This is a genomic window from Thermosipho sp. 1074 (assembly GCF_001999655.1).
Lineage (GTDB): Bacteria > Thermotogota > Thermotogae > Thermotogales > Fervidobacteriaceae > Thermosipho > Thermosipho affectus.
On record NZ_LBEX01000018.1, the window covers coordinates 71,930 to 95,850 of the forward strand.

A 23,921-nucleotide genomic window follows, 5' to 3' on the forward strand; every position below is an offset into this window, starting at 1 on the left:
AAAAGAGGTTAAAGCATGATAAGTGGTTTGGTATTATTATCAATAGGAGTGTTGCTATTATTTTCTATATTTTTTTCTTTTTCATTTTCTCTAATATTTTATTTTGGTCTTTTTATTGGAGTATTTGGTTTTTATAGGATAATAAAGGAATTTCCAAAAGGAGTTGCAGCTATTATATTGGGGATTATAATTATACTGCATGGTTTAAGTTATATAAAATTAACATTTTTTGATTTCATTTTGGTACTAGTCAGTGCTGGGCTAATAGAAGTAGGCTTAGGATATATTGTAAAGAAAAGGTAACTGAAATGTGATATAATAAAGATTGCAATAAAAATAAATGGAGGTGGGCTAATGGGTGCTGTTAATAAAAAAAGAACTCTTACTTTGATAGGACATAATAGTTGTGGTAAAAGCATACTTTTATCTGCGATGTTGGTAAATGGAGGAAAGATTGATAAAGTTGGAAATAAAGAAGTAGATTTTGATCCCATTGAAGCGGAAAGAGGCTCAAGTATTTCCTCGCACGTAGCAAAATTTGATTTTAATGGTTACCGATTTACGGTTATTGATACACCGGGGTTTAGTGATTTTGTTGGTGATGTTATAAATGCAGTATTTGTTACCGAAAATATAGTTTCAGTGGTTAATGCAACTGCGGGAGTTGAAATTCAAACTGAAAGAACATGGAGTATAGCTGAGGAATTAAAAAAACCTATATCTGTGTTTATTAATCAAATGGATAAAGAAAGGGCAAATTTTGAAGAAGCATTAGATAGTTTAAAAGAAAGATTTGAAAGGAAGTTTGTTCCAGTTTTTTATCCTGTAGGTAAAGAAGATAGTTTTACAGGTATTGTAAATGTATTTTCGGGAGAAGCATTTGTTTACGAAAATGGTAAGGCAAAAAAAATAGATATTCCTGAAGAACTAAAAGATAAAGTGGAAGAGTTAAGAGCATCAATGATTGAGGATATAGTTTCTTTGGATGAGGAATTAATGGAAAGATATTTTGCAGATGAAGATATTAGTTCTGATGAGCTTTTAAAGACTTTGAAAATTGGTTACAAAAATGGTGAAATTGTTCCAGTATTTTGTGGTTCTGCCGAGAAAAATATAGGTGTTGATAAATTTTTGGAAGTAATGTCAATTTTGGGTGTAAATCCATTAGAAGGAAATGCATATAAAGCAGTTCTTGAATCTGGAGATGAGGTTGAGATTCTTCCATCGGAAGATGAGCCAGTTGTTGCATATACCTTTAAAGCGATAGTTGATCAATTTGTTGGAAAGTTGAGCTTTTTGAAAGTAATTAGTGGAAAATTAACAGCTGGTGATACACTTGTTAATGTTAATAGAGGAGTAAACGAAAAAATTGGGCATATTTACTATCCTGTATTAAAAAATACCGAGGAAACTTCGGAAGCAACGTGTGGGGATATTATTGTTATTCCAAAATTGAAAGAGAGTGCCATTGGAGACACAATGACTCATAAAGATAGAAGATTAAAGATTGTATTACCTGAATTTCCAGAGCCAATGATTTCAAGAAGTATCAATCCAAAATCCAAGTCAGATATTGATAAAATTAGTAATGGACTTGCAAGACTTGCAGATTCTGATCCAACGTTTAGTTGGGAGTTTGATCCTGAAACTTCAGAAACAGTTATTTCGGGTATTGGAAATATCCATTTGGATGTAATGGTTGAAAGATTAAAAAACATATTTGGTGTAGATGTTGAAGTTGGAAAGCCAAAAATTGCATATAGAGAAACAATTACTGGAAAGGCGATTGGTGAACATAAACATAAGAAGCAAACAGGTGGACATGGTCAATATGGACATGTGAAAATTGAAATAGAGCCAGTTGAAAGAGGAAAAGGGTTTGAATTTGTTGATAAAATAGTTGGTGGGGTAATTCCAAAAAACTTTATTCCATCTGTTGAAAAAGGAATCAAAGAGGCTATGAAAAAGGGATCACTTGCAGGATTTCCTGTAGTTGATATTAGGGTTACATTGTTTGATGGTTCGTATCATGAAGTTGATTCTTCTGATATTTCTTTCCAAATAGCTGCAATACAGGCATTTAGGAAAGCTTTTGAACAAGCAAGACCCGTATTACTTGAACCTATAATGGAAGTTTCTGTATTTGTACCAGATGAAAATGCAGGAGATGTGATGGGAGAAATTAGTTCAAGAAGAGGTAGACCACATGGAATGGAACCTGCAGGAAAAGGAGTTACAAAGGTAACAGCTGAAGTGCCACTTGCAGAGATGTTGGATTTCTCGGGTAGACTTTCTTCTATCACAAGTGGTAGAGGATATTTCACTATGAAATTTTCGAAATATGATATTGTTCCGCCAAATGTTCAAGAAAAAATTATTCAAGAAAGAAAAAGAGAAATGGAACAAGAATAATAAGATTTAAATCTTGCGGGGCTAAAAGCCCCGCATTTTTTTTAAGGAATGATTGTAGGTTGTGTAGAAAAATTTATTTGGAGAAGAATATTTGGAGGTTGGATATGGAGAAGAAAAACAAACTTCTAAAATTTCTAATAGCGTTTATTATAGCAGTTTTAGTTATTTCGGAAATTTTGTTGTTTTCTTATTTTAATTTTTTATTAAAAAATGTATATGGTGTGGATGAATCATTGTTTTCAAATTTCAAGAGTTATGCTGCGTATTTGTTAAATAAAATACCTATTCTAAATAGGTATGTAAAGTATGAGTCATTAAGTGTAAATGAACCCAAAAAGTATTTTACAGAAATATTTGAAAGTTATAAGAAAAATATAGAGGAATTAATTAAGCAATCGGAAGAAAAATTGAAAGAGGCAGAAAAATTAAGAAAACAAAACGAAATTTTATACAATTCGCTTAAAAGAATAGAGGATGAATGGAAAGAGAAAAAAATAAGTGAAGAATTGTCCAAAACAAAAGTTTTTGATACTGCTAAGAATTTAAATAAATTAGTTGAAATTTTTAAAAATGGAGATGCAAATGAATTAGTACCGTTGATGAATAGTAAAGATGTGAATGTAGAGACATTAGCTGTAGTTTTTCAGCAGTTAGCTCCAGACTTAAGGAGTGAAATGGTACAAGCACTTGCAAAAGTAAATCCAACAAAAGCAGCTGCGGTTGTTAATAAAATTTACAATGTAAATGAAATTCTTAGTAATTTAAATGAAAAATTGGAATTTTTGAAAAAAGAGATTGATAAATTGTACACATTACAAAGTCAGTTGATATCACTTGAAGGATTTAACAAAGCAGTAAAAGGATATTTATCTTCATTAAGTGAAAACGAGATTTACTCAATGATTAATTTATACAAGGATTCTCCTAGAATTGTATATTATCTGCTATCTAATGTGGATGTCTCAATTACAAAAAGGATTTTAAAACGTTTAAAAGATGAAAATGAGAAACTTTTTGTTGAGTTAATAAAATTAGGTGGTGGGATAGAATGAATCTTTTAAAACAACTTATTGCTAATAACGTTGAAATGAATCATGGTAAAAATGTAAAATTAAAAAGCCAAAAAGAAAGTAATAGCGCTTTTAAACAATTAGTAGAGGAAAAAAAGAAAATTTTTGGAAAAACAGTTTCAAAAGAAATATTAAGGCTACAAGATGAACCTTTTATAGATGAAAAAAAATTACTAAAGCATGTTATAGAAAGTTTGGAAACTTCTGTGAGTACTAAAAACTTAACAGAAGACGTTAAAGATAAGTTTTCAAATGTTGTTTTCGAAAGAAAAAATGGAGAGAATTCAAAAAAGAAAGAATATAAATTTAGTAATATGGATGGTAAAAAAGAAATTTTACCACGAGACGAAAAAACCATGCTGCAAGAAAAAAAGATAGTTAATACTTTTGAGAAAAAGGAAATCTTAGAGTTAGACAGATTAAAGTTGGAAAGATCAGAGGAAAAAAACGTAAAAAATAGTATTTTAAGAAAGATGATTAGTGATAAAAAGGAAAATAATGAAAAGTTACTCGTCTTAAAAAGTAAAAAAGATGGAAAAGTAAAAATTATAAGTAAAGTTTTTGTTGAAAATGATATTGTTGAAAAGAAAAATTTTATAAAAGAAGATACAAATACTTTAAAAAAAGGAATTACAAAATTAAAAAAAGAACCATTGGAAACAGGGAAAGATCAGAAGTTTTTTGATATCTCAAAGAAAGATGAAAAATTAAAAAATTTACGGAGAGATGTTATAAAGAGTAAAGTAGTTGAAAATAGTAAAGTAATTGAAAAAAAGGAGGATATATCTCCTTTCCATTCAATAGAAAAAACTTATTTGAATGTAAAAGAATATGTAAATGGACTCAATGAAGATGGAAATTTTCAAGGTGATTTTGTTGGTGATATTAAGAAAAATATAACAAGTGAAAATATAAAAAATAATGATAAAAAGAAAAATATAATTCTAAATTCTTCAAAAAAGATGGATGTTAAAAATATTAAAGCTGTTAAGTATAGTAAAGCTAAAGAAGTGAAAAAATTGGATGTTCCTGCAAAAATAGGCAAAGAGATAGAAAAAAAAGAAACTAAGATAAATTTAAAAGTGCAAGAAGTTATAACGAATTTTTTAGAAAAGTTAGAAGGGAAAGAATCTTATCTTTTAGAAAACAATCAAGTGAGCTTAAATGTGGATATTAAGGATTTAAGATTGTTGTGTGAAAATGTAAGACATTTAAAAAATATTAAAATAAAAGATGTGAAATTACCAAAGAACACCCCACCCAAGATTAAAGTAATTTTTACAAATGAGAATAACCTAGAAAAAAAGCTATTAAAAAGAGATGTAATATTGAATAGGAATATAATTTTAAATAAAAAAAAGGATGTAGTTTACTTTTTCAAAGACAAAATATTTAGAATTGGAAATAAGACTATAAATTCTTTAATATTAATACCTATTTCTATGACAAATGAGAAATTATCCCCAATAATTAGAGAAAAAAATCCTCCAAGGACAAATGAAATTAATAGAAGGGTTAAAATTTTAGAGCGGTTTATTAGGGAAAACAATGTTTTTTTGAAGAATAATATAAAGGGGGATAGTGAACATAAGTTGAAAATAGAATTTATTTTTGAAAGCGAAAGAAATATAAAAAAACATGTAGCACGTAAGGAAGTTAATCCAAAAATTTCCAATGAAATTTTCAAATATCAAGCAAGAAAATTATATAAGATGCCAAAATATGAAGAAGTGCATACGAAAATTGATCTTTTGAATAATACAGAGAAGGCGAACAATTTACATGTAATTAGAACAGAACTAGAATCTCGAAATAGAAACATAGAGGAAATTTACAAAAAAATTACGGAGATGATAGAGAATAAAGGAAGTTATAAGGAAAAAGCAATAATTGATTTAAAACATCCAGCTTTTGGCAAGCTTGAGATTAATTTGGAAAAAGTGGATGACGAAGTAGTTATAAGATTTGTTTTTGAAAATAAAGAATCAAGAGATATTGTAGAAAAAGGATTACACAATTTAAGGGAAAGATTTAATAATATAGGGCTTGAGATCAAAGAATATTCTTTTGAAGTTAAAGAAGAACAAGAATGGTATGAAGAAGAAAAACAAGACAAAGGAAATGAACAAAATAGAAAGCAAAAAAAGAGGTGGGTGAAAGATAATGATGAACTGGATACAAATGAATAATATTTATCCAATGGAAAATTCAAAAAATCACGGTGTAAAAAAAGAGTTAGACAAGGAAGCATTTTTAGAACTATTAGTTACTCAATTAAAAAATCAGGATCCTTTAGAACCATTAAAAGATAGGGAGTTTATTGCTCAAATGACGCAGCTATCTACACTTGAACAAATTACAAATATGAGTGAGTCAGTTCAAAAATTTGTTGAAAGTTCAGCATCGTTGTATAGAGCACAAGTTTCATCTATGGTGGGAAAGTATGCTGTTGTAAAGTCGAATATTATTGAGTTAAAAAACGGTGTGACAAATACCCAAGTTTTTAAATTAGAAGAACCTTCGCATGTAATTTTAAAGATATACGATGAAAATGGGAAAATTGTTAAAGAGGAAGACCTTGGAAATTTAGAAGCAGGTATGCAGACCTTTTTATGGGACGGTAGGAACAATGACGGAGTTGCTTTACCAGACGGGATTTATAATTTTGGACTTTATACGGTACAACCTGATGGAAGTTTAAGTGAAATTTCAGCTATGGATGGTGGAAAAGTTGAAGCAGTGCAGTTTAAAGATAATGATGTATATGTACTTGTGAATGGGAATTTGTATCCGATAAATTCAATAATAGAAATTTCTGAAGAGGGGTGAAATAGATGATAAGATCAATTTACAGTGGAGTAACTGGTCTTCAAGGATTTCAACAGGCTATTGATGTCGTAGGAAATAATATTGCAAATGTCAGTACAATAGGTTTTAAAGCATCGCGTGTAACTTATGCAACAACTTTTTCTCAGGTTTTGGAGTTGTCAAAAAGGGCAACAGAGCTTACAGGTGGGACAAATCCAAAGCAAATAGGCTATGGTGTAAAAGTTGCATCAATAGATAAGATAATGTCTCAAGGGAGTTTTCAAAACACGGGGAAAAAAACTGATCTTGCAATTCAAGGAGATGGTTTTTTTATTCTAAGAGATGGTACAGGAAAGACATATTATACTAGAGCGGGGAACTTTGATTTAGATGTGAATGGTACAATTATACAACCAACTTCAGGGTTAAAATTGCAGGGATGGATAGCCGAACCAGATCCAGAATCTGGCAAAAGATATGTAGATACAAATAAACCAATATCAGATATCCAAATTTCTGCTGGACTTTCTATGTCTGCAAAGAAGACTACTTCTATGACTGTGGCAAATAATTTAGATGCAAGAGTTGGCCCAGGTAAAACTGTTATGACATTGTCAGGTTACGGAGGAACTTCTGTAAATGTAAAGATAATTTTCGATAGAGATAAGGGAGGTTTACAGGATCCATTTGCAGATTATCAAATTTATAGAGCAAAAGTATACAGTGGAACAGATGATAATATCGATGGAGAGATATATATGAAATTTGACAAATTTGGTAATGTTGTACAATCTGGTGCAATAAAGCAAAAGTTGAGTGTTACAGCAACGACTGATGGAAGTGTTAATTTAAGTGGAATAGGTCAGGAGGATGGAAATTACACATTTATTATCAGAGATTCTAGTGGCAAAATTTTGGATGTTCAAACTGCTAGTGTAAGTTCAGGAACTGCAATTGTTGCTTCTGATCAAATAAAGAATGGTAGTGATTATGTGATAGAAGTTGCAAAAGATGTTGTTGATCTTGCAACTCCTGGGTTTATTGCATCAACGGAAAATGGAACGGTGGTTTCAACTAATCAGTTGGATTTCACATATAACGGAGCAGATATTTCTTCCAATGCAAAAGTATTTGTTAGAGATTCAAACGGTAATTTGGTTGCACAATATGATTTTACTTCTGGTTTGATAAATGGTACAAACTATAGTTTGACGGGTGTTTTTGATCCAGCAGAGATTTATACGGTGGAAGTTTATAACGGTTCGACTGTAAATAGTCTAGTAGTTCCTGGAAGTGGTGAACCTAGATTTTACGAAGCGGATAATCCTACTAATTTTTCTGTTACAGATTTTAATTCACCATTTTATACAACATCGGTGCAGGTATATGATACGCTTGGTAACGCGTATACATTATATATAGATTTCGTAAAACTTTCTGCAAATTACAACGATGGTTCTGCAAATTATAAAAATGCTTGGGCATTTAGAGTAAGGAGTGCTTCGGGAGAGAATGTAAAATATTTAAGTAATTACGATACTGGGCAAGAGATAACAAGTGGTACAACTGGTGTTATGACTTTTGATGAGAGTGGAAGGTATACAGGATTGTATGCTTTTGATCCAATAACTGGTCAGATAAATCGTGGAGAATCTATTGATGCAATTAAATTTAATGCTGCAGAAAACGGAGATGGGGAAGTAAAAATTAAATTGAATCTGACTGGTATAACGCAGTTTGCTGCAACCTCTGATGCTTATGTTGTTGAACAAAACGGAAATGCTCAAGGTACTTTGGAGTCTTTCTCAATTGCAGAAAATGGAGATATAATTGGTACATTTAGTAATGGACTTACTGATAAACTTGGGAAGGTAGCACTTGCTATTTTTAATAATCCTGCGGGTCTTTTGGAGGCAGGGAACTCTCTTTACACGGAAAGTGCGAATAGTGGAAGCGCAATAATTAGACAACCTGGATTTGGGGGTTCTGGTGCATTGATTTCTGGAGCACTTGAAATGTCAAATGTAGATTTGTCCGAAGAGTTTACAAAATTAATAATTGCTCAGAGAGGTTTTCAAGCAAATGCGAGAGTTGTAACTACTGCTGATCAAATTCTTCAAGAAGTAGTGAATTTAAGACGATAAAATAAGGGGTGAAGTGTATTATCTTACTTACTTTTTTAAATAAGAAAAAATTTTATCTTAATGCAGAGTACATTGAAAAAGTAGAAGCTTTGCCTGATACAACTATTACACTCTACAATGGGAAAAAGTATATTGTATTGGAAAGTGTGGAGGAAGTAATTGAAGAAATAATGGAATATAGAAGAAGAATTTTGAGTATTCCCCCTTTATATAAGGATGGTGAGGAATAATGGATATAGCATTACTGGGTGGTATGGGTTTGGCCTTTATTATGGTTATTTATGGGATTATATCCGGTGGAGGTGACTTTGCGGCTTTTATCAATATTCCATCAATAGTTATAGTCATTGGTGGTTCGATAGGTGCTGCAGTTGCTGCAAATCCTAAAGATATAGCTTTTAAATTTGTCCAAGTTGCACTAGAGTCTTTAAAAGAACCAAAGACTGACTATGTAAATCTTTTGAAAACTTTGGTTTCGTTATCTGAAAAAGCTAGAAGGGAAGGACTTTTATCCCTAGAGGAAAATATTGAACAACTTGAAGATCCATTTATGAAAAAAGGGTTACAATTATTGGTTGATGGTACTGAACCAGAAGTTTTAAAGTCTATGATGGAAATTGAAATAGAAGTTGCTTCAAGTGAAATGAATTTGAAAAAAGGGTTATTTGATGCAATTGGAGCATATGCCCCTGCTTTTGGTATGATAGGTACTTTGATTGGTTTAATACAAATGCTTAAAAGTTTGAATGATCCAAATTCTTTAGGTCCATCTATGGCAGTTGCACTTATTACTACGCTATATGGTTCAATAATGGCTAATGCCTTTGCGTTGCCAATTTCAGAGAAAATAGGAAAAAGAATATTAAATATGGAATTAGAAAAAAACATGATATTAGAAGGTATTTTATCAATTCAAGCTGGAGAAAATCCAAGAATATTAGAAGAAAAATTAAAGGCGTTCTTACCTCAAGCGGCTAAAGCACAATACGAGGCATCTACTCAGGAGGCAAGTGCATAATGGCTAAAAAGCAAGAATGTCCAAAAGGTGCCCCTTTGTGGATGACCACATATGGTGATATGGTTACGTTGTTGCTGACATTTTTTGTGTTGCTCTTTGCAATGTCTAGTATTAGTCCAGGTAAGTTTCAACAAGTTGCGGTAGGTTTAACATCGGCTTTAAATGGAAATCCCCCAAGTGTTTTAACTGGTGGAAAATCTTTACAAACAGAACCATTAATTTCACAAAATCCTGGGGTTTATCAGGAGATTTTAAGGATATCAGAGGAATACAAAGGAAAGGTAACTGTACAGGAAAAAGATGAAGGTACATTAATTACAATTAGTGATTTGGATATATTTGAACCAGGGAGTGCAAGGTTAACTGCTGAAGCGAAAAAACTTTTGGAAAAATTGGGAACTGTGATAATTGAACATACTACTAATGTTCTCGAAGTATATGGTTTTGCAAATGAAATACCTTTGCCTGAGAATTCTATATATTTTTCCAATTGGCATCTCAGTGCTGCACGGGCTTCTAGTGTTGTTCTTTTCTTTACAACAGAATTAAAACAGAAACGTTCATTAGAAAGAATAGCGGATATCCAGTTAGGAAGGTTTGATCCAGATTACTATTATGCACCTGAGAGGTTTGTACCAATAGGGAAGGGTGATGTTGAAATACAAAAAGAAATAAAAGCATTGAGAAATTTATATGAATTTAAACTTGAAGAGATGAGAAAAAAGTTAGTTGCAGGTGAAATTACGAGAAACGAGTGGAATGATTTTGTTGCAAGACTCACTCAAGAAACCGATCAGAAAATCGTGGATTTAAGGCAAAAATATAGAAGAATTGATATTTTGATAAAGAGAGAATTAGCAAAATAGGAGGGGTTCAAATGCCAGAGGAAGAAATTCAAGAAGCTCAGCCAAAGAAAAAAAAGGGAATAATGGGATTGCTAATGCCAATTTTGATACCTTTAGTTATATCGTTAGTGGTAAGTGTTGCAGTGGTTATGTTCTTGGGCAATAACACTCAACCACAAGCTGCAAAAGAAACTACTCAATCTGAAACTACTTCTTCAGTTCCTATAAAAGCAGTTGTTATTCAGCCAGGAACTTATCAGACGTTTATGTTAAAAGGTGGAAAGGAAGTTGCTGTTATTGACTCGCTTTCGTTTAAGGTGGGAAGTGATCAATGTAGAAGTCTAATTGCAGAAAAGAATGATGAAATCATGGATGCTTTAATGCTTATTTTTCTTAGTAAAGAGAGAACAGAAATAAATACACCTGCAGGGATAGAACTTTTGAAAAAACAAATAAAAAATGCTGTGAATGAAATAACAGGATTTGTTGGTGAAAAAGAAAAACAAGGAGTGATAGATGTATATCTTTATATAAAAGCTGTTAGCTCTGTACAGTAATTGAGGTGATAATATGTCTGATGTTTTAAGTCAGGAAGAAATAGATAGGTTATTACAGGCTGTAAATCAAGGAGAAGTATCGATTGAAGAGGTAAAAAAAGAGGAAGAAGAGAAAAAAGTTAGAACTTACGATTTTCTAAGACCTAGGAAATTTTCCAAAGAACAAGAAAGAACATTGCAGATGCTCCATGAGAATTTTGCAAGAAGTTTATCGACGTATTTTTCTGGTAGGTTGAGAAGTTTTGTTGCGGTTGATCTTGTAAGTATTGACCAGATGACATATGATGAGTTTATAAAGTCGATAAAAAATCCTTCCTTTATTACTGTGTTTTCTGCAAAGGAATTTGTCGGAAGTGCTGTACTGGATATAGATTTAGAGATTTTTTACGGTATTTTGGAAATTTTACTAGGAGGTCCAGGAACTTCTGTTGAGTTAAATAGACCTCCAACAGGAACTGAAATAGAAGTTATGAGAAAAGAAGTTGTAAATATATTGACAAATTTATCACAGGCGTGGAATAGTGTTTATTCTTTTGTTCCTGTTATTGAAGCTATTGAAACAAACCCACAATTTGTTCAAGTTGTGGCGTTAAATGAAATGGTTTTGGTTATAACATTTTTTGTAAATATTGGTAAACTTGAGGGATATATAAATGTCTGTTGGCCTTCTTCATTGGTAGAACCAATTGGAGAAAAATTAACTACCCAGAGTTGGTTTAAAACAAAACAGAAAATTGTTTCCGAGGAAGATATGAAAGCTTTAAGAGAGAATCTTGCAAGAACAATTGTGGAGTTATCTGCAACTATTGGAGAAACTAACTTGACACTTTGGGATATTTTAAATCTTGAGGTTGGTGATGTAATACGTTTAAATACTTTTAAAGAGGATCCTCTAAAGATAAAACTAAATGGGAAGGATAAATTTCTTGGGGTTCCAGGTGTTTTTAAAGGAAGGTATGCAGTTAGAATTGTAGAGGTGTTAGATGAGGAGGAGATAAAATGATGGGAGACGAACAATTTCTTTCGCAAGAAGAGTTGGACTCTCTTTTGAATCAAATAGATGATTCGCAAAATGAACTAACTGATCTTGAAAAAGATATGTTTGGTGAAATTGGGAATATAATAATGGGGAGTGGGACTACTGCTTTATCAACACTCCTTGGGAGGAAAGTTGATATAACTGTTCCTACAGTTGAAATGAAGAAACTCAAAGAAATAAGAAAAGAGGTTAAAGGTAAAAATGCGGTAGTTTCGATAAATTTTGTAGGAGAAATAGAAGGATTAAATGCCTTGGTTTTACCACAGATTGCAGTGGCAAGGATTGCAAATATTATGATGGGTGGTACTGGAGAAGTAGAATCAGAGGAAGTGGATGAAATATCATTGAGTGCAGTCTCTGAAGCAATGAACCAAATGATGGGGGCGGCAGCAACTTCTCTTTCAGATATGTTAAAAAAACCAGTGGATATAACACCTCCGGTCGTTGAATTGTTAGATTTTGATGATGAAAATGTTAAATTTCCACCGGTAGTTACTAACGAGGATGATGTTGTTGCAAAGGTTAATTTTAATCTTATAATCGAGGGGTTAGAACCTGCAGCCTTCTTTTTAACAATGTCACCACCTTTTGTAAAGAAATTGTATAAGATGTTATTTGGTAGTACTGAAACGGTACAAGAGGAAAAACAGTCTCCATTGCAGCCACAAACGCAAGTTAATAATCAATCTGGGAAGCCATCGATGGGAATGGCTACTTCTGAAAATGTTCAGAAAAATCCAGTTGCGGTTTCACCAGCTCAATTTCAATCTTTTGAAAGTGGAGGAACTGTAAAAAGTGGTACACAGATTCCAGATAGGATTCAAGCACTTTTAGATATTCCTTTAAATGTTGTTGTGGAATTAGGAAAAACGAAATTAACTTTAAAACAAGTTATGGAGCTTTCTGTAGGTTCGTTGATTGAACTTGATAAATTGACAGGTGAACCTGTGGATATTATAGTTAATGGGAAGCTTATTGCAAGGGGTGAAGTCGTAGTAATAGATGAAAATTTTGGTGTAAGAATTACGGAAATTGTGAGTCCACAAGAAAGATTTTACACTTTAGAATAAAAAAGGCTTCGGAAGATCCGAAGCCTTTTTTATTTTCTCTTTGATTTAGCCGCTATTGAAAGGGACCAAAATAGTCCTCCAAATAAAACTACACCTGCAAAAATCATAAATATTATAGCACTTATGCTCATTTTGTCTCCTCCCTTTAAATTTCCTTCTTATAGTATTCGCTGTCCTTTGAAGGAATTTTTGAAAGAATAATAGCGATAATCGGAGTTGCAATTAGTATTGCAAAACCAGTTAATAATGCCCAAGTTGGATAACCCCCATATGGTTCTTTAATCTCATCTATTAATGTTAAAACAAGAACAGATATAAGTGCAGTTGGAATTATGAATTTTAACGATAAATTAAACCATTTTCCGATCTTTACTTCTGAAACTTTGTTGATATAATTTCTGAGTTTTTCCGCACCAAAAACCCAACCAATGATTATTGATTCCAAAATTCCAACAATTAATAATGCATATATACTAAGGAAGTGATCAATGATATCAAGCCAATACAGACCTCCTTGCGTGGAGAAAAGAAGTCCACATAGGAATCCAAATATTGAAAATCCTATTAAAAATGCCTTTTTGTTTGTTTTGAATTTATCAGCAGCTGCTGCTTCTACCGATTCAACTAGCGAGAAAGCAGAATCAATACCAAGTGTTAATAACATCAAAAAGAAAGCAAGACCAATAATTGATTGGATAATCATACCACCTGGGAATAAAGAGATAGCTTTTGGATAAACTACAAATGCGAGTCCAATTCCACCATTTACAACTTCATTAACAGGACTTCCAGTTTGTAAAGCCATGTAACCTAGCACTGAAAATACGGCAATTCCAGCAAGAAATGATGTAGCAGAGTTTCCTAATGCCGTAATTATAGCGTTGTTTGCAATGTCTTCATCTTTTTTGTTGTAACTTCCGTATGCAATCATTATACCAAACGCCAAACTAAGCGTGAAGAATATTTGACCAAATGCATTAGCCCAAACTCTTGGATCTGCAAGCTTTGCAAAATTTGGTTCAAATAGATAATTTAATCCTTGTGCTGCACCATCTAAAGTAATACCTCTGATTCCAAGTAGAATTAATAAAACTACGGGTAATGGGACTGTCCATACAACTGTTTTTCCAACTGATGCTGTGCCTTTTCTTAAGATAAAGTAAATCCATAACCATGCAAGTACAAGTCCAATTAATATTGGCCATCTTATGGAACCTAATTCACCAGGACCATTGGATATTTTTAGAAAATTTCCAAAGAAAAAGTTGCTTGGATTGTCTTTCCATGCAACACCGAAAGAGTGATAAAGGTAGTTAAATATGTATGCCATTATAACATTGTAATAGAATGTTATTAATGCACCAGTTATAACAGCCCACCAACCGATAAATTCTGCACCTTTTTTGATTTTTGCCATTGATTTTGGGGCACTGCTTTGGAATTTTTGTCCAATAGCAAATTCAGCCATAAGTAGTGGAATACCTGCTAAAAATAAAGCAATAAAGTATGGAACGTAAAAAGCACCTCCACCATTTGAATAGGCCATGTAAGGAAATCTCCAAGCATTCCCAAGTCCGGCAGCAGAACCAATTGCCGCAAGTACAAAAGCCCATCTTGAACCCCACTTTTGTCTAGCCATAAAATCCCTCCTTTGTTAAGGTTGTAAAAACATTTGTAACTTTTAAGAAATTTTCTTATAAATAATATAACATATTTAACATGTAAAAATCAAATAAAAAAATCCGTTCTAAAAAAACGGATTTTTAAAAATTTTTTGTTAATTTTGTATTTACTTAATGATGTATTTTTTTAATTATTATAAAATAACCCCTCACTTTGAGGGGTTATATAGATATTTTTTCCAGGATTTTATCACATATTAGACCTTTAAAGCCAGGTTCATTTGAAAGTTCGCTGAGTAATCGAACTAAACTAAAAAATACGTCTTTAGGTACAATTGAAGATACGGATAATAGATTTTTGGAAATAGTTTCCACGTTGTTGATTAAATTTTTGGCTTCATCTTCTGTCAAATTTGTCAAGAAATCAATTATTCTTAAAATTAAAGAGTTTGCATCGTGTAATTCTAGATTCTTTGGTATTTTTCCATTAATAATGATTTCTCTTGCGGTAGGAATATTAGAAGTGATATTCTCTATAAAGATTTTTGCAGCTTCTGGGCCTAAAATTCCAGATGCGAGTTGATATCCGTATTGTCTTTTTTCATCCTCGGTTAGATTTTTTAAAACATTTCCTAATTTGTACCAACTTCTAGGGCTTGGTTTTAGCGTAGTTTTTAAAGATATATAATTTGAAGTATGGAGAAATTCTGGATTTTTCTCTATAAATTCTATTATTTCATTTGGTAAATGATTATTTTTTGCCCAATTGATCCACTCAGTTGTATCTGGTGAAACTTCTAAGATAAAAAATCTTGATAAAAAGGCGGGATCAGTTATTAAATCTACTTGATCATACTCTTCATCTGGCGGGTTCATAGAAGCTACTATCCATGTTCCTTTTGGAAGAATATGGTTGTGAATACGCTTATCAATTAAGAGTTGCATTATTGCGTTTCTTATGCTTCTGTGAGAGCGGTTTATCTCATCTAAAAAAATTATGGTATTTTCGTCTTCAGGCCACCAATCTGGTGCCAAAAAAACTGTTTTATTATTTTCTCTTGAAGGAAGTCCTATTAAATCTCCAGGTTCCATTTGGGATAGTACAAGTATGATTAGTTTTCTGTTCGTTTCTTTTGCAATTTCTTTTATTATGTCAGTTTTTCCTACACCGAAATGACCTATTAGAAGTGGAATTTCGTTACTTTCCATTATTTTTTTCGATAGTATTTTGGCTTCTTCCAGCGTCAAATTGTACACCTCCTAATTCGACTAAGAGATCTTCAATAAAAGTTTCTTCTTTGAAGGTTTCAGTAAGGCTGTAAATGTATTTCCTCCCTTTCTTTTTTCTTTTTATAACGCCATTCATAAGTAATTGTTTTATAATGTTTGTTGAATCTTTTCCTCTGATTCCATCGATTTCCTTTTTGGTAGCGTTTTTTGTTGATGCAAGAAAGATAACAATTTCAAGTTGAGAAGTTGAGAGAGTACTCAAAGAACGCCTTTTAACCACTTTTTCAACATATGTTGAAAATTTTTTCTTTGTAAAAAATTTTATATATCCATCTATGTTTCTTAATTCTATACCTGATTCTTCGTTTAGATTGTATTTTTTTTCTAGATTTTTAATTATTTCTTCTAATTTTTTTTCGTCTATTTGTGTTATTTCAATTATCTTTTCTTTTTGAATACCTTTTGAAGCAAAAATTAATGACTCAACTATTGCTATTTTTTCCACATCCATTTTAAATTCTCCTTATAAAGAGGTTTTCTTCTATTATTATTTTTTTGAGTTTTACAAGTTCCAAAATTGCCAAAAATTTTATTATAATTTCATATTTGTTTTTTGAGTTTTTTAGAATATTTATTAAATTTTTTTCTGTATCATTTAAAATTTGACTCATTACTGTCTCAATAGAAATATCTTCTTTCTTTATTTTGTAAACTTTTTGTTTTAACTCCACTTCTTTTATGATAGAAGAGATTAGTTTCTGTAATTTTTTCTCGTTAATTTTAGGAAATACCGTTTTTACAGATACGGGAATATTTTTAATACTAACATTTTCTGCTTTTTTTATCTTTTTTACCATTTCTTTTAATTTAGCGTATTGTTCGACTTGAAAGTAAAGTTTTTCTTTTGATTTTATAAATTCTTTATCTTCTGAGCTTCTAGGAAGTAGACTTCTGGATTTTAGCTCCATAAGATATGCAGCAGTTGCAATAAATTCAGATGTTATTTTTAGATTAAATTCTTTCATTTTTTGTAGATATTGATAAAATTCATCAGCAAGCTGGGAAATTGGTATTTCCCTGATACTTAATTTCTTTTTTTGTATAAGAAAAAGAATTAGATCTAAAGGTCCTTCAAATTCTTCAAATTTGAAGATAAATTCCATTAAAATCCTTCTTCTTCAATGATTGAAAGGTATTTTATCTTGTATATTTCAAGTAAATTTGCAACTGTTTCTGGATCCTCGCATTGGATTTTTATAGATACTTGTCTTTTATCATTTTCCTTTAATGTTAATATGGAAAGTATATTCATTTTGTTATTTGCAAGGACATCAATAACCCTTTTTAATTCACCTGGTTTGTCTTCAAGTTCTAGTACAATCCTTGTGCCTTGTTCATCCATAGCAGAGAGTTCTGTAAATGCCTCAAGTACCTCCTGAACAGTTAATACACCAATTACTTCTGCGTTGTTATTGACGACTGGTAATATTTGGTCTTTGTTTTCAATTAACATTAATGCTGCTTCTTCAACATTTGAGTCTTCTACCACGTAAAAGTCTGGAAATGTTATATACATATCTAATGGCTCATCTAATTCTGAATCTCTAATGCTTGATTTGTATACTACTCCTTCAAATTTTTCATTTTCATCTAAAACTATACAATAATCACAAGAAAAGTCCCTCATTTTCCTTAATGCATTACCGATTGTTTCATTTTTTTTCAATGATGGAAAATGTGTAAGTAACCATTTTTTTACATTCATAAATACAACCTCCTTTTAGAATATATTAATTACTCCATTTTCAGCACATATAACAAATACTTTATTTTTGTAAGAAAATATGTCGATAGGGTATTTGTCAGTTTTAAATTCTTTTGTGTTGCCATTAGAATTAAATACCATTAATTTATTATACGGTGCTGAAAGTATATACAATTTGTTGTTTATCACTTTTGCATTTGTTGGCGTATACTGTAACTTTTTCCATAATTCTATTTTATCATTTTTAATGGTATAAATTTCATTACTAAACATTGAACCAAAGTAAATTTTTTTATTCCAATTTAATACAAATGAAATATAAGGAGATGTTTTGTAAATTTTGAAGTTAACCAAACGTAATATGTTGCCACCACGTGTGTCTACGACGTAATCTTCTACAAGAAAAGAAGGAGTAATTAAATTGAAATTATACAATTTTTTTTTGTATTCTAAATCCACTTCTTTTTTCCAGATGAAAAGTCCTAAAGGATAGTTCTTATACATGTAGAAATAATTTGGAGCTGACAGGAATTTGTAGTAATATTTCAAGTGTAACGTGAAACTATATCCATACAAATTTCCATCTGTATCCAAGATGTAAACTTTATCTTTATCTCTCTGATAGAAGATAGGTTTTTTTTCAAGATGTTTTAAATTTTTTTCGTGTGTTTTTAAGTTTATGGAAATTAATTTTGTCCCTACTGTATCAATAATCAACAGTAAGTTTTTATCAAGATAAGATATTGCAGGAAAAATTCCCACATTGGTGAAGTAATATTCTATTTTTTCTGTTTCCATGTTATACACAATAACTGTTCTTTGAGTTGAACTTGTTAATATTAAGTATTTGTCAAATTGTGTATTTCTAAAGATGTATTTTACTCCCAAGTGTTGAGAAATTGAAAAAATTAACACATTAAATATTAGAAGATATAGTATCAAGTATTTTTTTTGCAACGTATTCTTTACTCCCTTCAAATTTTAAAACTTGTGTTTTTGAAATTAGAAATACTTCAGAGTAGTTGCTTCCCATTACTTTAGAAGCGTTATTTGCTATTATGTAATTAACTTGTTTTTTTTCTAACTTTTCTTTTCCGTATGCTATTATATTTTCCGTTTCCGCTGCAAATCCTACAATTACTTGGTTTTTAAGTCTTTGTATAGAAATCTCTTTTAAAATATCTTTTGTTCTTTTTAGTTCTAGTATTAATGATTCATTAGCCTTTTTAATTTTTTTAGCTTCTTTTCTAACAGGTGTGTAATCTGCAACTGCAGCAGTCATTATTACAATGTCAAAATTTTTAAAACGTTTAACAACTTCATTGTACATTTCATCTGCCGTTCTAATTTCTATGTATTCATCTATAAAGTATGGTTTTTCAATGTTTGTAGGTCCTGAGATTAGTGTTACATATGCCCCCATTCTTTTTGAAATTTTAGTAAGTGCATATCCCATTTTTCCGCTAGAATGGTTGGTTATGTATCTTATAGGATCTATACTTTCTTGGGTTGGGCCAGCAGTAATTAAAATTTTTTTGCCGTTTAATTTTTTTTCTTCTAATATGATTTTCAACATTTCAATTATTTTGGAATTTTCTGGGTATCTTCCCTTTCCCACATCTCCACAGGCAAGGTGACCTGTTTCTGGTTCTACTAAATACCAGCCAATTTTTTTTAGTTTTTGTATGTTTTCTAGTGTGATTTTATTTTCATACATCCTAGTATTCATTGTTGGAACAAACACTTTAGGTGTATTATTTGGAAGTGCTATCGCCGTTGTTGTTAAAAGGTTATCACCAAAACCGTTTGCAATTTTTGCAATTGTATTTGCAGTTGCAGGAGCAAGTAAAAAGATATCTGTTTTTTTGGAAAGTTCTGTGTGTATTATATATCCTCCATTTATTTGATATGTATCGGTGTATACGTTACAATTTCCAACTGCGGAGAAAACAGAAGGTGATATGAGTTTTGTTGCGTTTTCACTCATTATTACATCTATTTCAAAATTTTCTTTTCTTAATTTACTGACTAAGTCGACAGTTTTGTATATTGCTATACCACTTGATACGCCTAAAAGTATATGTGGCATTTTATTTTCCTCCTTTGAAGATATGTTTTTCTTCTGGAAATTTATTTGTTTTCACATCTTCTTTGTATGCCTTTAGTGCATCTAACATTATATTAAATGTATCGGCATATTGTTTTGAAAATTTTGGTTTAAATTCTGGATTTAGTCCAACTATATCGTGAAATACCAAAACTTGTCCGTCACAAAATCTACCTGCACCTATGCCAATTGTGGGAATAGAGAGTTTTTCTGTTATTTGTTTTGAAACATCTTCTGTTAGCATTTCAAGAACTATTGAAAATACCCCACATTTTTCTAATTGTACTGCGTTTTCAAGTATTGTTTTTTTGGAACTTTGTTCTTTTCCTTGAACTTTATATCCGCCAAAAGTATTTAACGATTGAGGTGTAAATCCTAAGTGTCCCATAACGGGGATGCCAATATTTATGCATTTTCTTATTAAATTGCAGTGGATTTTTCCACCTTCGATTTTAACTGCATTTGCTCCATTTTTAATCAGTAATCCTGCGTTTTTAATGGATTCTTCTAAGCTACAACCATATGAAAGGAATGGCATATCTGCGACTATAAAAGAATTTGGAGCTCCCCTTTTTACTGCTTTGAGATGTATAATTATTTCATCCATTGTTACAGGAATAGTTGAATTGTATCCGAGTACATTATTTCCAAGTGAATCTCCTACCAAAATTATATCTACACCTGCTTTTTCGGCAATTTTAGCAGATGGTGTATCATAAGCTGTTACCATTACTATTTTTTCTTTGCCTTTCATGTTTATTAATCTTTGAATATTCATATTTTTCACCCCTTCTTGTTACAATTTTAGCATAAAAAAACCCTCTTTTTTAAGAGGGAAGGAGATTTTCTAAACTCCATTTTAGTAATTCTGGGTGTTTCCGATTTTTGAAATTCGGATCATTTTCTAATTTGTAGGCGTTTATATTTCCAGATTTCATTTGTTTTATTTTCTCTAAATAGTCAATCATTTTATCGATATCTTCTTTATTTCCAATTTTTCCATGTCCTGGAATTATGTTTGAAACTTTTGGCATATTTTCAAGTGTATTTATCCAAAGTTCTAGATTGCTATCTGGAACTATTTCTGGATGAATGTCTGTAATTATTGTATCTCCTGCAATTATGATATTTTCTGATTCAATGTGTATATAAGATGAATCCAAGGTATGACCAGGACCACTATATATGACAAGTTTTATACCGTCTTCATATTCAAAGTAATTTTCAAATACTACATTTGGAAGTTTTATCTCAATGTCTTCTAATTTAAGTTGTTTTAGATAGTTTTCATCCATTTGTTTCATAAATTCCCTTGTCAATTTATGTGAAACAATGGGACAATCAAATGCAGAGTTTCCAAAAGTATGGTCAGGATGATAATGTGTGTTTATAACCAAAGAGATGTCCTTTCCAGAAATATCTTTTGAAAATTGCTTTATTTTCATTGCTTTTTTTGGAAAAAGTGAAGTATCTATTAGTATATTCCCTTTTTTCCCTATTATAAGTGTACTATTTGCGGCAAGTTCATTTTCGATAACATAAATTTTGTTGCTTATGTTTTTAATCATATTTATCCTCCTATATGATATACTTTTCATAGAAATATTTCTTTGTTAGGAGGGTGTATTCCTTGAATTTATCAAAAACTATACTACTTGTAGGATACTATGGTTTTGGAAATTTTGGTGATGAGCTTATGAGAAAAAGTATAAAAACATTTCTTAAAGGTAAGAACTTTAATGTTTTGGAGTTATTACCAAAAGATAAATTATCACATGGAGGTTACAATAGATTTAATTTAGTTTCTGTTATTTCCGCAATTTTAAAGTCAGACGTGGTCGTTTGTGGTGGTGGTGGCATTTTACAGGATAAGACAAGCTTGAGGAGTTTTATTTATTACTATACTATCTTTAAGTTATCATTGCTCTTGAAAAAGCCTGTTGTGTTTTTTGGAAATAGTTTTGGCCCTTTAAATTATTATTTTTCGCGGGTACTTTTAAAAGATTTGCTAAAAAATGATAATTTGTACATTTTTGCAAGGGATCCTGTTTCATACAAATTTTCAAAGTGTTTTAATGAAAACACATATCTTTGCACTGACCCTGGAATAATAGGCTTGAGTGATAAAGAACTTTCATTTGAGAAGAAGGCAGTAATAATTCCCAGAAAGATTAAAAGTTATATACCTATTTTATTCGATTTGAAAAGAAAAGGTATAAAAGAGGTAGTTTTTCTTCCGTTCTCTCCTGAGGATGTTAATCTTGCAAAAAAACTTTCAAATTTTTCAATTAAGGGTTTAAAAATGTACTTTTCTAGTGATATTAGTGAGATTTTTAGTTCAAGTATTGTGATCTCTGAAAGGTTTCACGGTTCTTTGATTGCGGCTTTCTATGGAAAACCATTTGTTTCAATTAAAGATGAAAAATTTAGAAGATTTTTTTCAAAATATGAAAATAACGATACATACTTTGCGAACAACTTATTTGAAGTTGCCTTAAAGTTAAAAGATATTCAACCTCCAAATATTAGTAAAAAGATGAAAGAAGAATGTGTTCAAATGTATAGAATGCTTGAAAAACTTCTTTTGAATATTATACGGTAACTACAGGATAATTATATACTGGATGATTTAGTATGTAAAATTCCTTATTGTATAACTTTTTAATATTTTCTTTGTTAATAACATCTTTGGGCGTGCCTTGAAATATTAATTCCCCATCTTTTAATGCATAGAGGTAATTACAATATTTTGAGGCAATATTAATGTTATGGAATGCGGCTAAAATACTTTTTCCTGATTCTGTAAGTTTCTTTAAAATTTCTACAATTTGAATTGCATGCGAAATATCCAAATGAGCAGTAAGTTCATCTACAATTATTATAGGGGTTTCTTGAAACAAACTTCTTGCTATTAAAACTCTACGTTGCTCTCCACCACTTAATGTGGAGAAGTATCTGTTTTCATATCCTGTTAATTCTACCATAGCTAGACATTTTTTTATTTTTGATGAATCATTAACTGTGTTAAAAAAACTTTTTTTTATATGTATAGCTCCAAGCTCGATAATATCCTTGACTTTGAATTCAAAAGTAGGGTTAAATTCTTGCCTTACGAAAGATACTTTTGAAGCTATAAAAGAGCGTGAGGACCTTTCCAAGTCTTTTCCAAAAATAAATACTTTCCCAGATTTAGGCTTTATTAATTTTGTAATTAATTTTAAGGTAGTAGATTTTCCGCTACCATTTGGCCCTATTATTCCCACAAAATCTCCATGTTTTAAAGAGATATTTATGTTTTTTAATTTGAAATTTTCATATTCAAAACAAATATTTTTTGTCTCAAGAATTGTTTTCATATACGCTTGCCACCTTTAACATTTGTTGGTATTTTTCTAATATTCTTTCAGCATATTGTTCTTTGTAAATACCACCGTTGTAGTGTTTTACAGCTTCTTGAATGTTCCCAAATTTATCGTAAAGGTACTTTAAATAATAACTTCCTATTTTTATATTTAATTTAAAATCCCACAATATTCTTGTCCAGCCTTCTTTAGGTTTTTTTAGGTTATAATAATTTGCAACAAAATCCGCCGTTTCAGGTTTTATCTGCATCATTCCAAGTTCACCGTAAAGTCCTATCACATTTCTGAATTCACTTTCAACTATTATGACAGAAGTTATTAGAAGTGGATCAAGCCCTGTTTCCTTTGAAGCATCTAATATTGCATCTTCTATTTTTATTAACAACTCATCGTCTGTTGGTAAACCATATGCTCTTCTGTATTCTTTTACAAAATTTCTAAACCATTTACCGGGAAGAGCATATACGATTGAAAATAATATCAAAAACACAAAAACAAAAATCCATTTTTTCATTGTTGCCCTCCTATTTTGGAATAATAAATGCCAAAAAAGTACCTAGTAGAAAACCTGCAAGTGCTTCAATAAATGTATGACCACTATTTGGGTCAACTTTTCTTCTTAATCCTACCGCATCAGATGCAATTATAGCAAGAAAAATAGCAGCTATTGCAGTATTAGGTGAGTCATATCCAGTAATACGTGCCACCTTCCAGGCTAGTGCAGATACAGTTGCAACGTGCGCGCTTGGCATTCCTCCATATCTTCCAAAACTTTTAATATCTTTATAAATTAGAACTTTTAAAAATTGAGCGATTAAAAATGCGAAGAAGGCTGTTAACAATGCATTGTTTGTTAGTAATTGCATTTTTCC

General features: G+C 31.1%; 26 protein-coding genes. 13 read left to right on the plus strand and 13 right to left on the minus strand.

The annotated features are described in order from the left end of the window. Window positions 1-15: 15 nt before the first annotated feature. The 12 genes from XO08_RS07070 (at window position 16) to fliY (ending at window position 12,963) form a co-directional block, all read left to right on the plus strand. Window positions 16-303: a hypothetical protein gene (locus XO08_RS07070; protein ID WP_077287780.1), complete on the plus strand. Its 288-nt coding sequence runs from the start codon at window positions 16-18 to the stop codon at window positions 301-303. A gap of 51 nt (window positions 304-354) precedes the next feature. Next, window positions 355-2,412, plus strand: a complete 2,058-nt coding sequence (gene fusA, locus XO08_RS07075; RefSeq protein WP_077287782.1) for an elongation factor G — start codon at window positions 355-357, stop codon at window positions 2,410-2,412. A 104-nt stretch (window positions 2,413-2,516) separates the two neighbouring features. Further along, a complete protein-coding gene (locus tag XO08_RS07080; protein WP_077287785.1) occupies window positions 2,517-3,464 on the plus strand; it encodes a hypothetical protein in 948 nt (315 codons plus the stop codon). Beyond that, entirely contained in the window at window positions 3,461-5,671 is a 2,211-nt protein-coding gene (locus tag XO08_RS07085) for a flagellar hook-length control protein FliK (RefSeq protein WP_077287787.1), read from the plus strand. Before XO08_RS07080 ends, XO08_RS07085 begins: the two co-directional genes overlap by 4 nt. Then, on the plus strand, window positions 5,646-6,311 hold the full coding sequence (locus XO08_RS07090) for a flagellar hook assembly protein FlgD (protein WP_075666312.1): 666 nt from the start codon (window positions 5,646-5,648) through the stop codon (window positions 6,309-6,311). The genes XO08_RS07085 and XO08_RS07090 overlap by 26 nt, the downstream gene beginning before the upstream one ends. 5 nt (window positions 6,312-6,316) lie before the next feature. Next, complete coding sequence (locus XO08_RS07095) at window positions 6,317-8,434, plus strand: flagellar hook-basal body complex protein (RefSeq protein ID WP_075666313.1); 2,118 nt, start codon at window positions 6,317-6,319, stop codon at window positions 8,432-8,434. 17 nt (window positions 8,435-8,451) lie between these two features. After that, on the plus strand, window positions 8,452-8,664 hold the full coding sequence (locus XO08_RS07100; protein ID WP_075666740.1) for a flagellar FlbD family protein: 213 nt from the start codon (window positions 8,452-8,454) through the stop codon (window positions 8,662-8,664). Continuing rightward, entirely contained in the window at window positions 8,664-9,452 is a 789-nt protein-coding gene (locus XO08_RS07105; protein WP_075666314.1) for a motility protein A, read from the plus strand. The genes XO08_RS07100 and XO08_RS07105 overlap by 1 nt, the downstream gene beginning before the upstream one ends. Continuing rightward, complete coding sequence (locus XO08_RS07110) at window positions 9,452-10,318, plus strand: flagellar motor protein MotB (protein WP_075666315.1); 867 nt, start codon at window positions 9,452-9,454, stop codon at window positions 10,316-10,318. The genes XO08_RS07105 and XO08_RS07110 overlap by 1 nt, the downstream gene beginning before the upstream one ends. 11 nt (window positions 10,319-10,329) lie before the next feature. Then, window positions 10,330-10,854, plus strand: coding sequence for a flagellar basal body-associated protein FliL (gene fliL, locus XO08_RS07115; protein WP_075666316.1), 525 nt, complete (start codon window positions 10,330-10,332; stop codon window positions 10,852-10,854). Window positions 10,855-10,867: 13 nt separating this feature from the next. Continuing rightward, window positions 10,868-11,857 carry a flagellar motor switch protein FliM gene (gene fliM / locus XO08_RS07120; RefSeq protein WP_075666317.1) on the plus strand — a complete coding sequence of 330 codons (990 nt, stop codon included), beginning with the start codon at window positions 10,868-10,870 and terminating at the stop codon, window positions 11,855-11,857. Further along, on the plus strand, window positions 11,857-12,963 hold the full coding sequence (fliY, locus tag XO08_RS07125; RefSeq protein WP_077198695.1) for a flagellar motor switch phosphatase FliY: 1,107 nt from the start codon (window positions 11,857-11,859) through the stop codon (window positions 12,961-12,963). The genes fliM and fliY overlap by 1 nt, the downstream gene beginning before the upstream one ends. A gap of 29 nt (window positions 12,964-12,992) precedes the next feature. On the opposite strand, the gene XO08_RS09275 is transcribed toward fliY, so the two are convergent. The 10 genes from XO08_RS09275 to XO08_RS07170 all read right to left on the minus strand — a co-directional run bounded on the left by XO08_RS09275 (window position 12,993) and on the right by XO08_RS07170 (window position 21,255). Further along, entirely contained in the window at window positions 12,993-13,094 is a 102-nt protein-coding gene (locus tag XO08_RS09275; RefSeq protein WP_143609944.1) for a MetS family NSS transporter small subunit, read from the minus strand. 14 nt (window positions 13,095-13,108) lie between these two features. Further along, window positions 13,109-14,602 carry a sodium-dependent transporter gene (locus XO08_RS07130; RefSeq protein WP_075666318.1) on the minus strand — a complete coding sequence of 498 codons (1,494 nt, stop codon included), beginning with the start codon at window positions 14,600-14,602 and terminating at the stop codon, window positions 13,109-13,111. A gap of 205 nt (window positions 14,603-14,807) precedes the next feature. Beyond that, window positions 14,808-15,833 (minus strand): AAA family ATPase, encoded by a 1,026-nt coding sequence (locus XO08_RS07135; protein WP_075666319.1) that lies wholly within the window; start codon window positions 15,831-15,833, stop codon window positions 14,808-14,810. Next, a complete protein-coding gene (locus XO08_RS07140; RefSeq protein ID WP_075666320.1) occupies window positions 15,784-16,326 on the minus strand; it encodes an SMC-Scp complex subunit ScpB in 543 nt (180 codons plus the stop codon). The genes XO08_RS07135 and XO08_RS07140 overlap by 50 nt, the downstream gene beginning before the upstream one ends. Window position 16,327: 1 nt before the next feature. Then, window positions 16,328-16,978 (minus strand): ScpA family protein, encoded by a 651-nt coding sequence (locus tag XO08_RS07145; RefSeq protein WP_077287789.1) that lies wholly within the window; start codon window positions 16,976-16,978, stop codon window positions 16,328-16,330. After that, complete coding sequence (locus tag XO08_RS07150; RefSeq protein WP_075666322.1) at window positions 16,978-17,580, minus strand: CBS domain-containing protein; 603 nt, start codon at window positions 17,578-17,580, stop codon at window positions 16,978-16,980. The genes XO08_RS07145 and XO08_RS07150 overlap by 1 nt, the downstream gene beginning before the upstream one ends. A 15-nt stretch (window positions 17,581-17,595) precedes the next feature. Next, a complete protein-coding gene (locus XO08_RS07155; RefSeq protein WP_077287791.1) occupies window positions 17,596-18,537 on the minus strand; it encodes a hypothetical protein in 942 nt (313 codons plus the stop codon). Beyond that, complete coding sequence (coaBC, locus tag XO08_RS07160) at window positions 18,497-19,669, minus strand: bifunctional phosphopantothenoylcysteine decarboxylase/phosphopantothenate--cysteine ligase CoaBC (RefSeq protein ID WP_077287793.1); 1,173 nt, start codon at window positions 19,667-19,669, stop codon at window positions 18,497-18,499. The genes XO08_RS07155 and coaBC overlap by 41 nt, the downstream gene beginning before the upstream one ends. Before the next feature lies 1 nt (window position 19,670). Continuing rightward, window positions 19,671-20,465, minus strand: a complete 795-nt coding sequence (gene panB / locus XO08_RS07165) for a 3-methyl-2-oxobutanoate hydroxymethyltransferase (RefSeq protein ID WP_077287795.1) — start codon at window positions 20,463-20,465, stop codon at window positions 19,671-19,673. A gap of 49 nt (window positions 20,466-20,514) precedes the next feature. Then, window positions 20,515-21,255, minus strand: coding sequence for an MBL fold metallo-hydrolase (locus XO08_RS07170; RefSeq protein WP_077287797.1), 741 nt, complete (start codon window positions 21,253-21,255; stop codon window positions 20,515-20,517). Window positions 21,256-21,317: 62 nt separating this feature from the next. On the opposite strand from XO08_RS07170, the gene XO08_RS07175 reads away from it, so the two are divergent. Then, on the plus strand, window positions 21,318-22,289 hold the full coding sequence (locus XO08_RS07175; protein WP_232218177.1) for a polysaccharide pyruvyl transferase family protein: 972 nt from the start codon (window positions 21,318-21,320) through the stop codon (window positions 22,287-22,289). Here XO08_RS07175 and XO08_RS07180 read toward each other — a convergent pair. The 3 genes from XO08_RS07180 to XO08_RS07190 are packed head-to-tail and all read right to left on the minus strand — an operon-like array spanning window position 22,279 to window position 23,915. Then, the gene (locus XO08_RS07180) at window positions 22,279-23,043 is read right to left on the minus strand and encodes an ABC transporter ATP-binding protein (protein WP_077287799.1); all 765 of its coding nucleotides are present in this window, start codon (window positions 23,041-23,043) and stop codon (window positions 22,279-22,281) included. The genes XO08_RS07175 and XO08_RS07180 overlap by 11 nt on opposite strands. Beyond that, entirely contained in the window at window positions 23,027-23,563 is a 537-nt protein-coding gene (locus XO08_RS07185; RefSeq protein WP_077287801.1) for a transglycosylase SLT domain-containing protein, read from the minus strand. The genes XO08_RS07180 and XO08_RS07185 overlap by 17 nt, the downstream gene beginning before the upstream one ends. A gap of 10 nt (window positions 23,564-23,573) precedes the next feature. After that, window positions 23,574-23,915 carry a divergent PAP2 family protein gene (locus tag XO08_RS07190; RefSeq protein ID WP_077287803.1) on the minus strand — a complete coding sequence of 114 codons (342 nt, stop codon included), beginning with the start codon at window positions 23,913-23,915 and terminating at the stop codon, window positions 23,574-23,576. Between the last annotated feature and the right edge of the window lie 6 nt (window positions 23,916-23,921).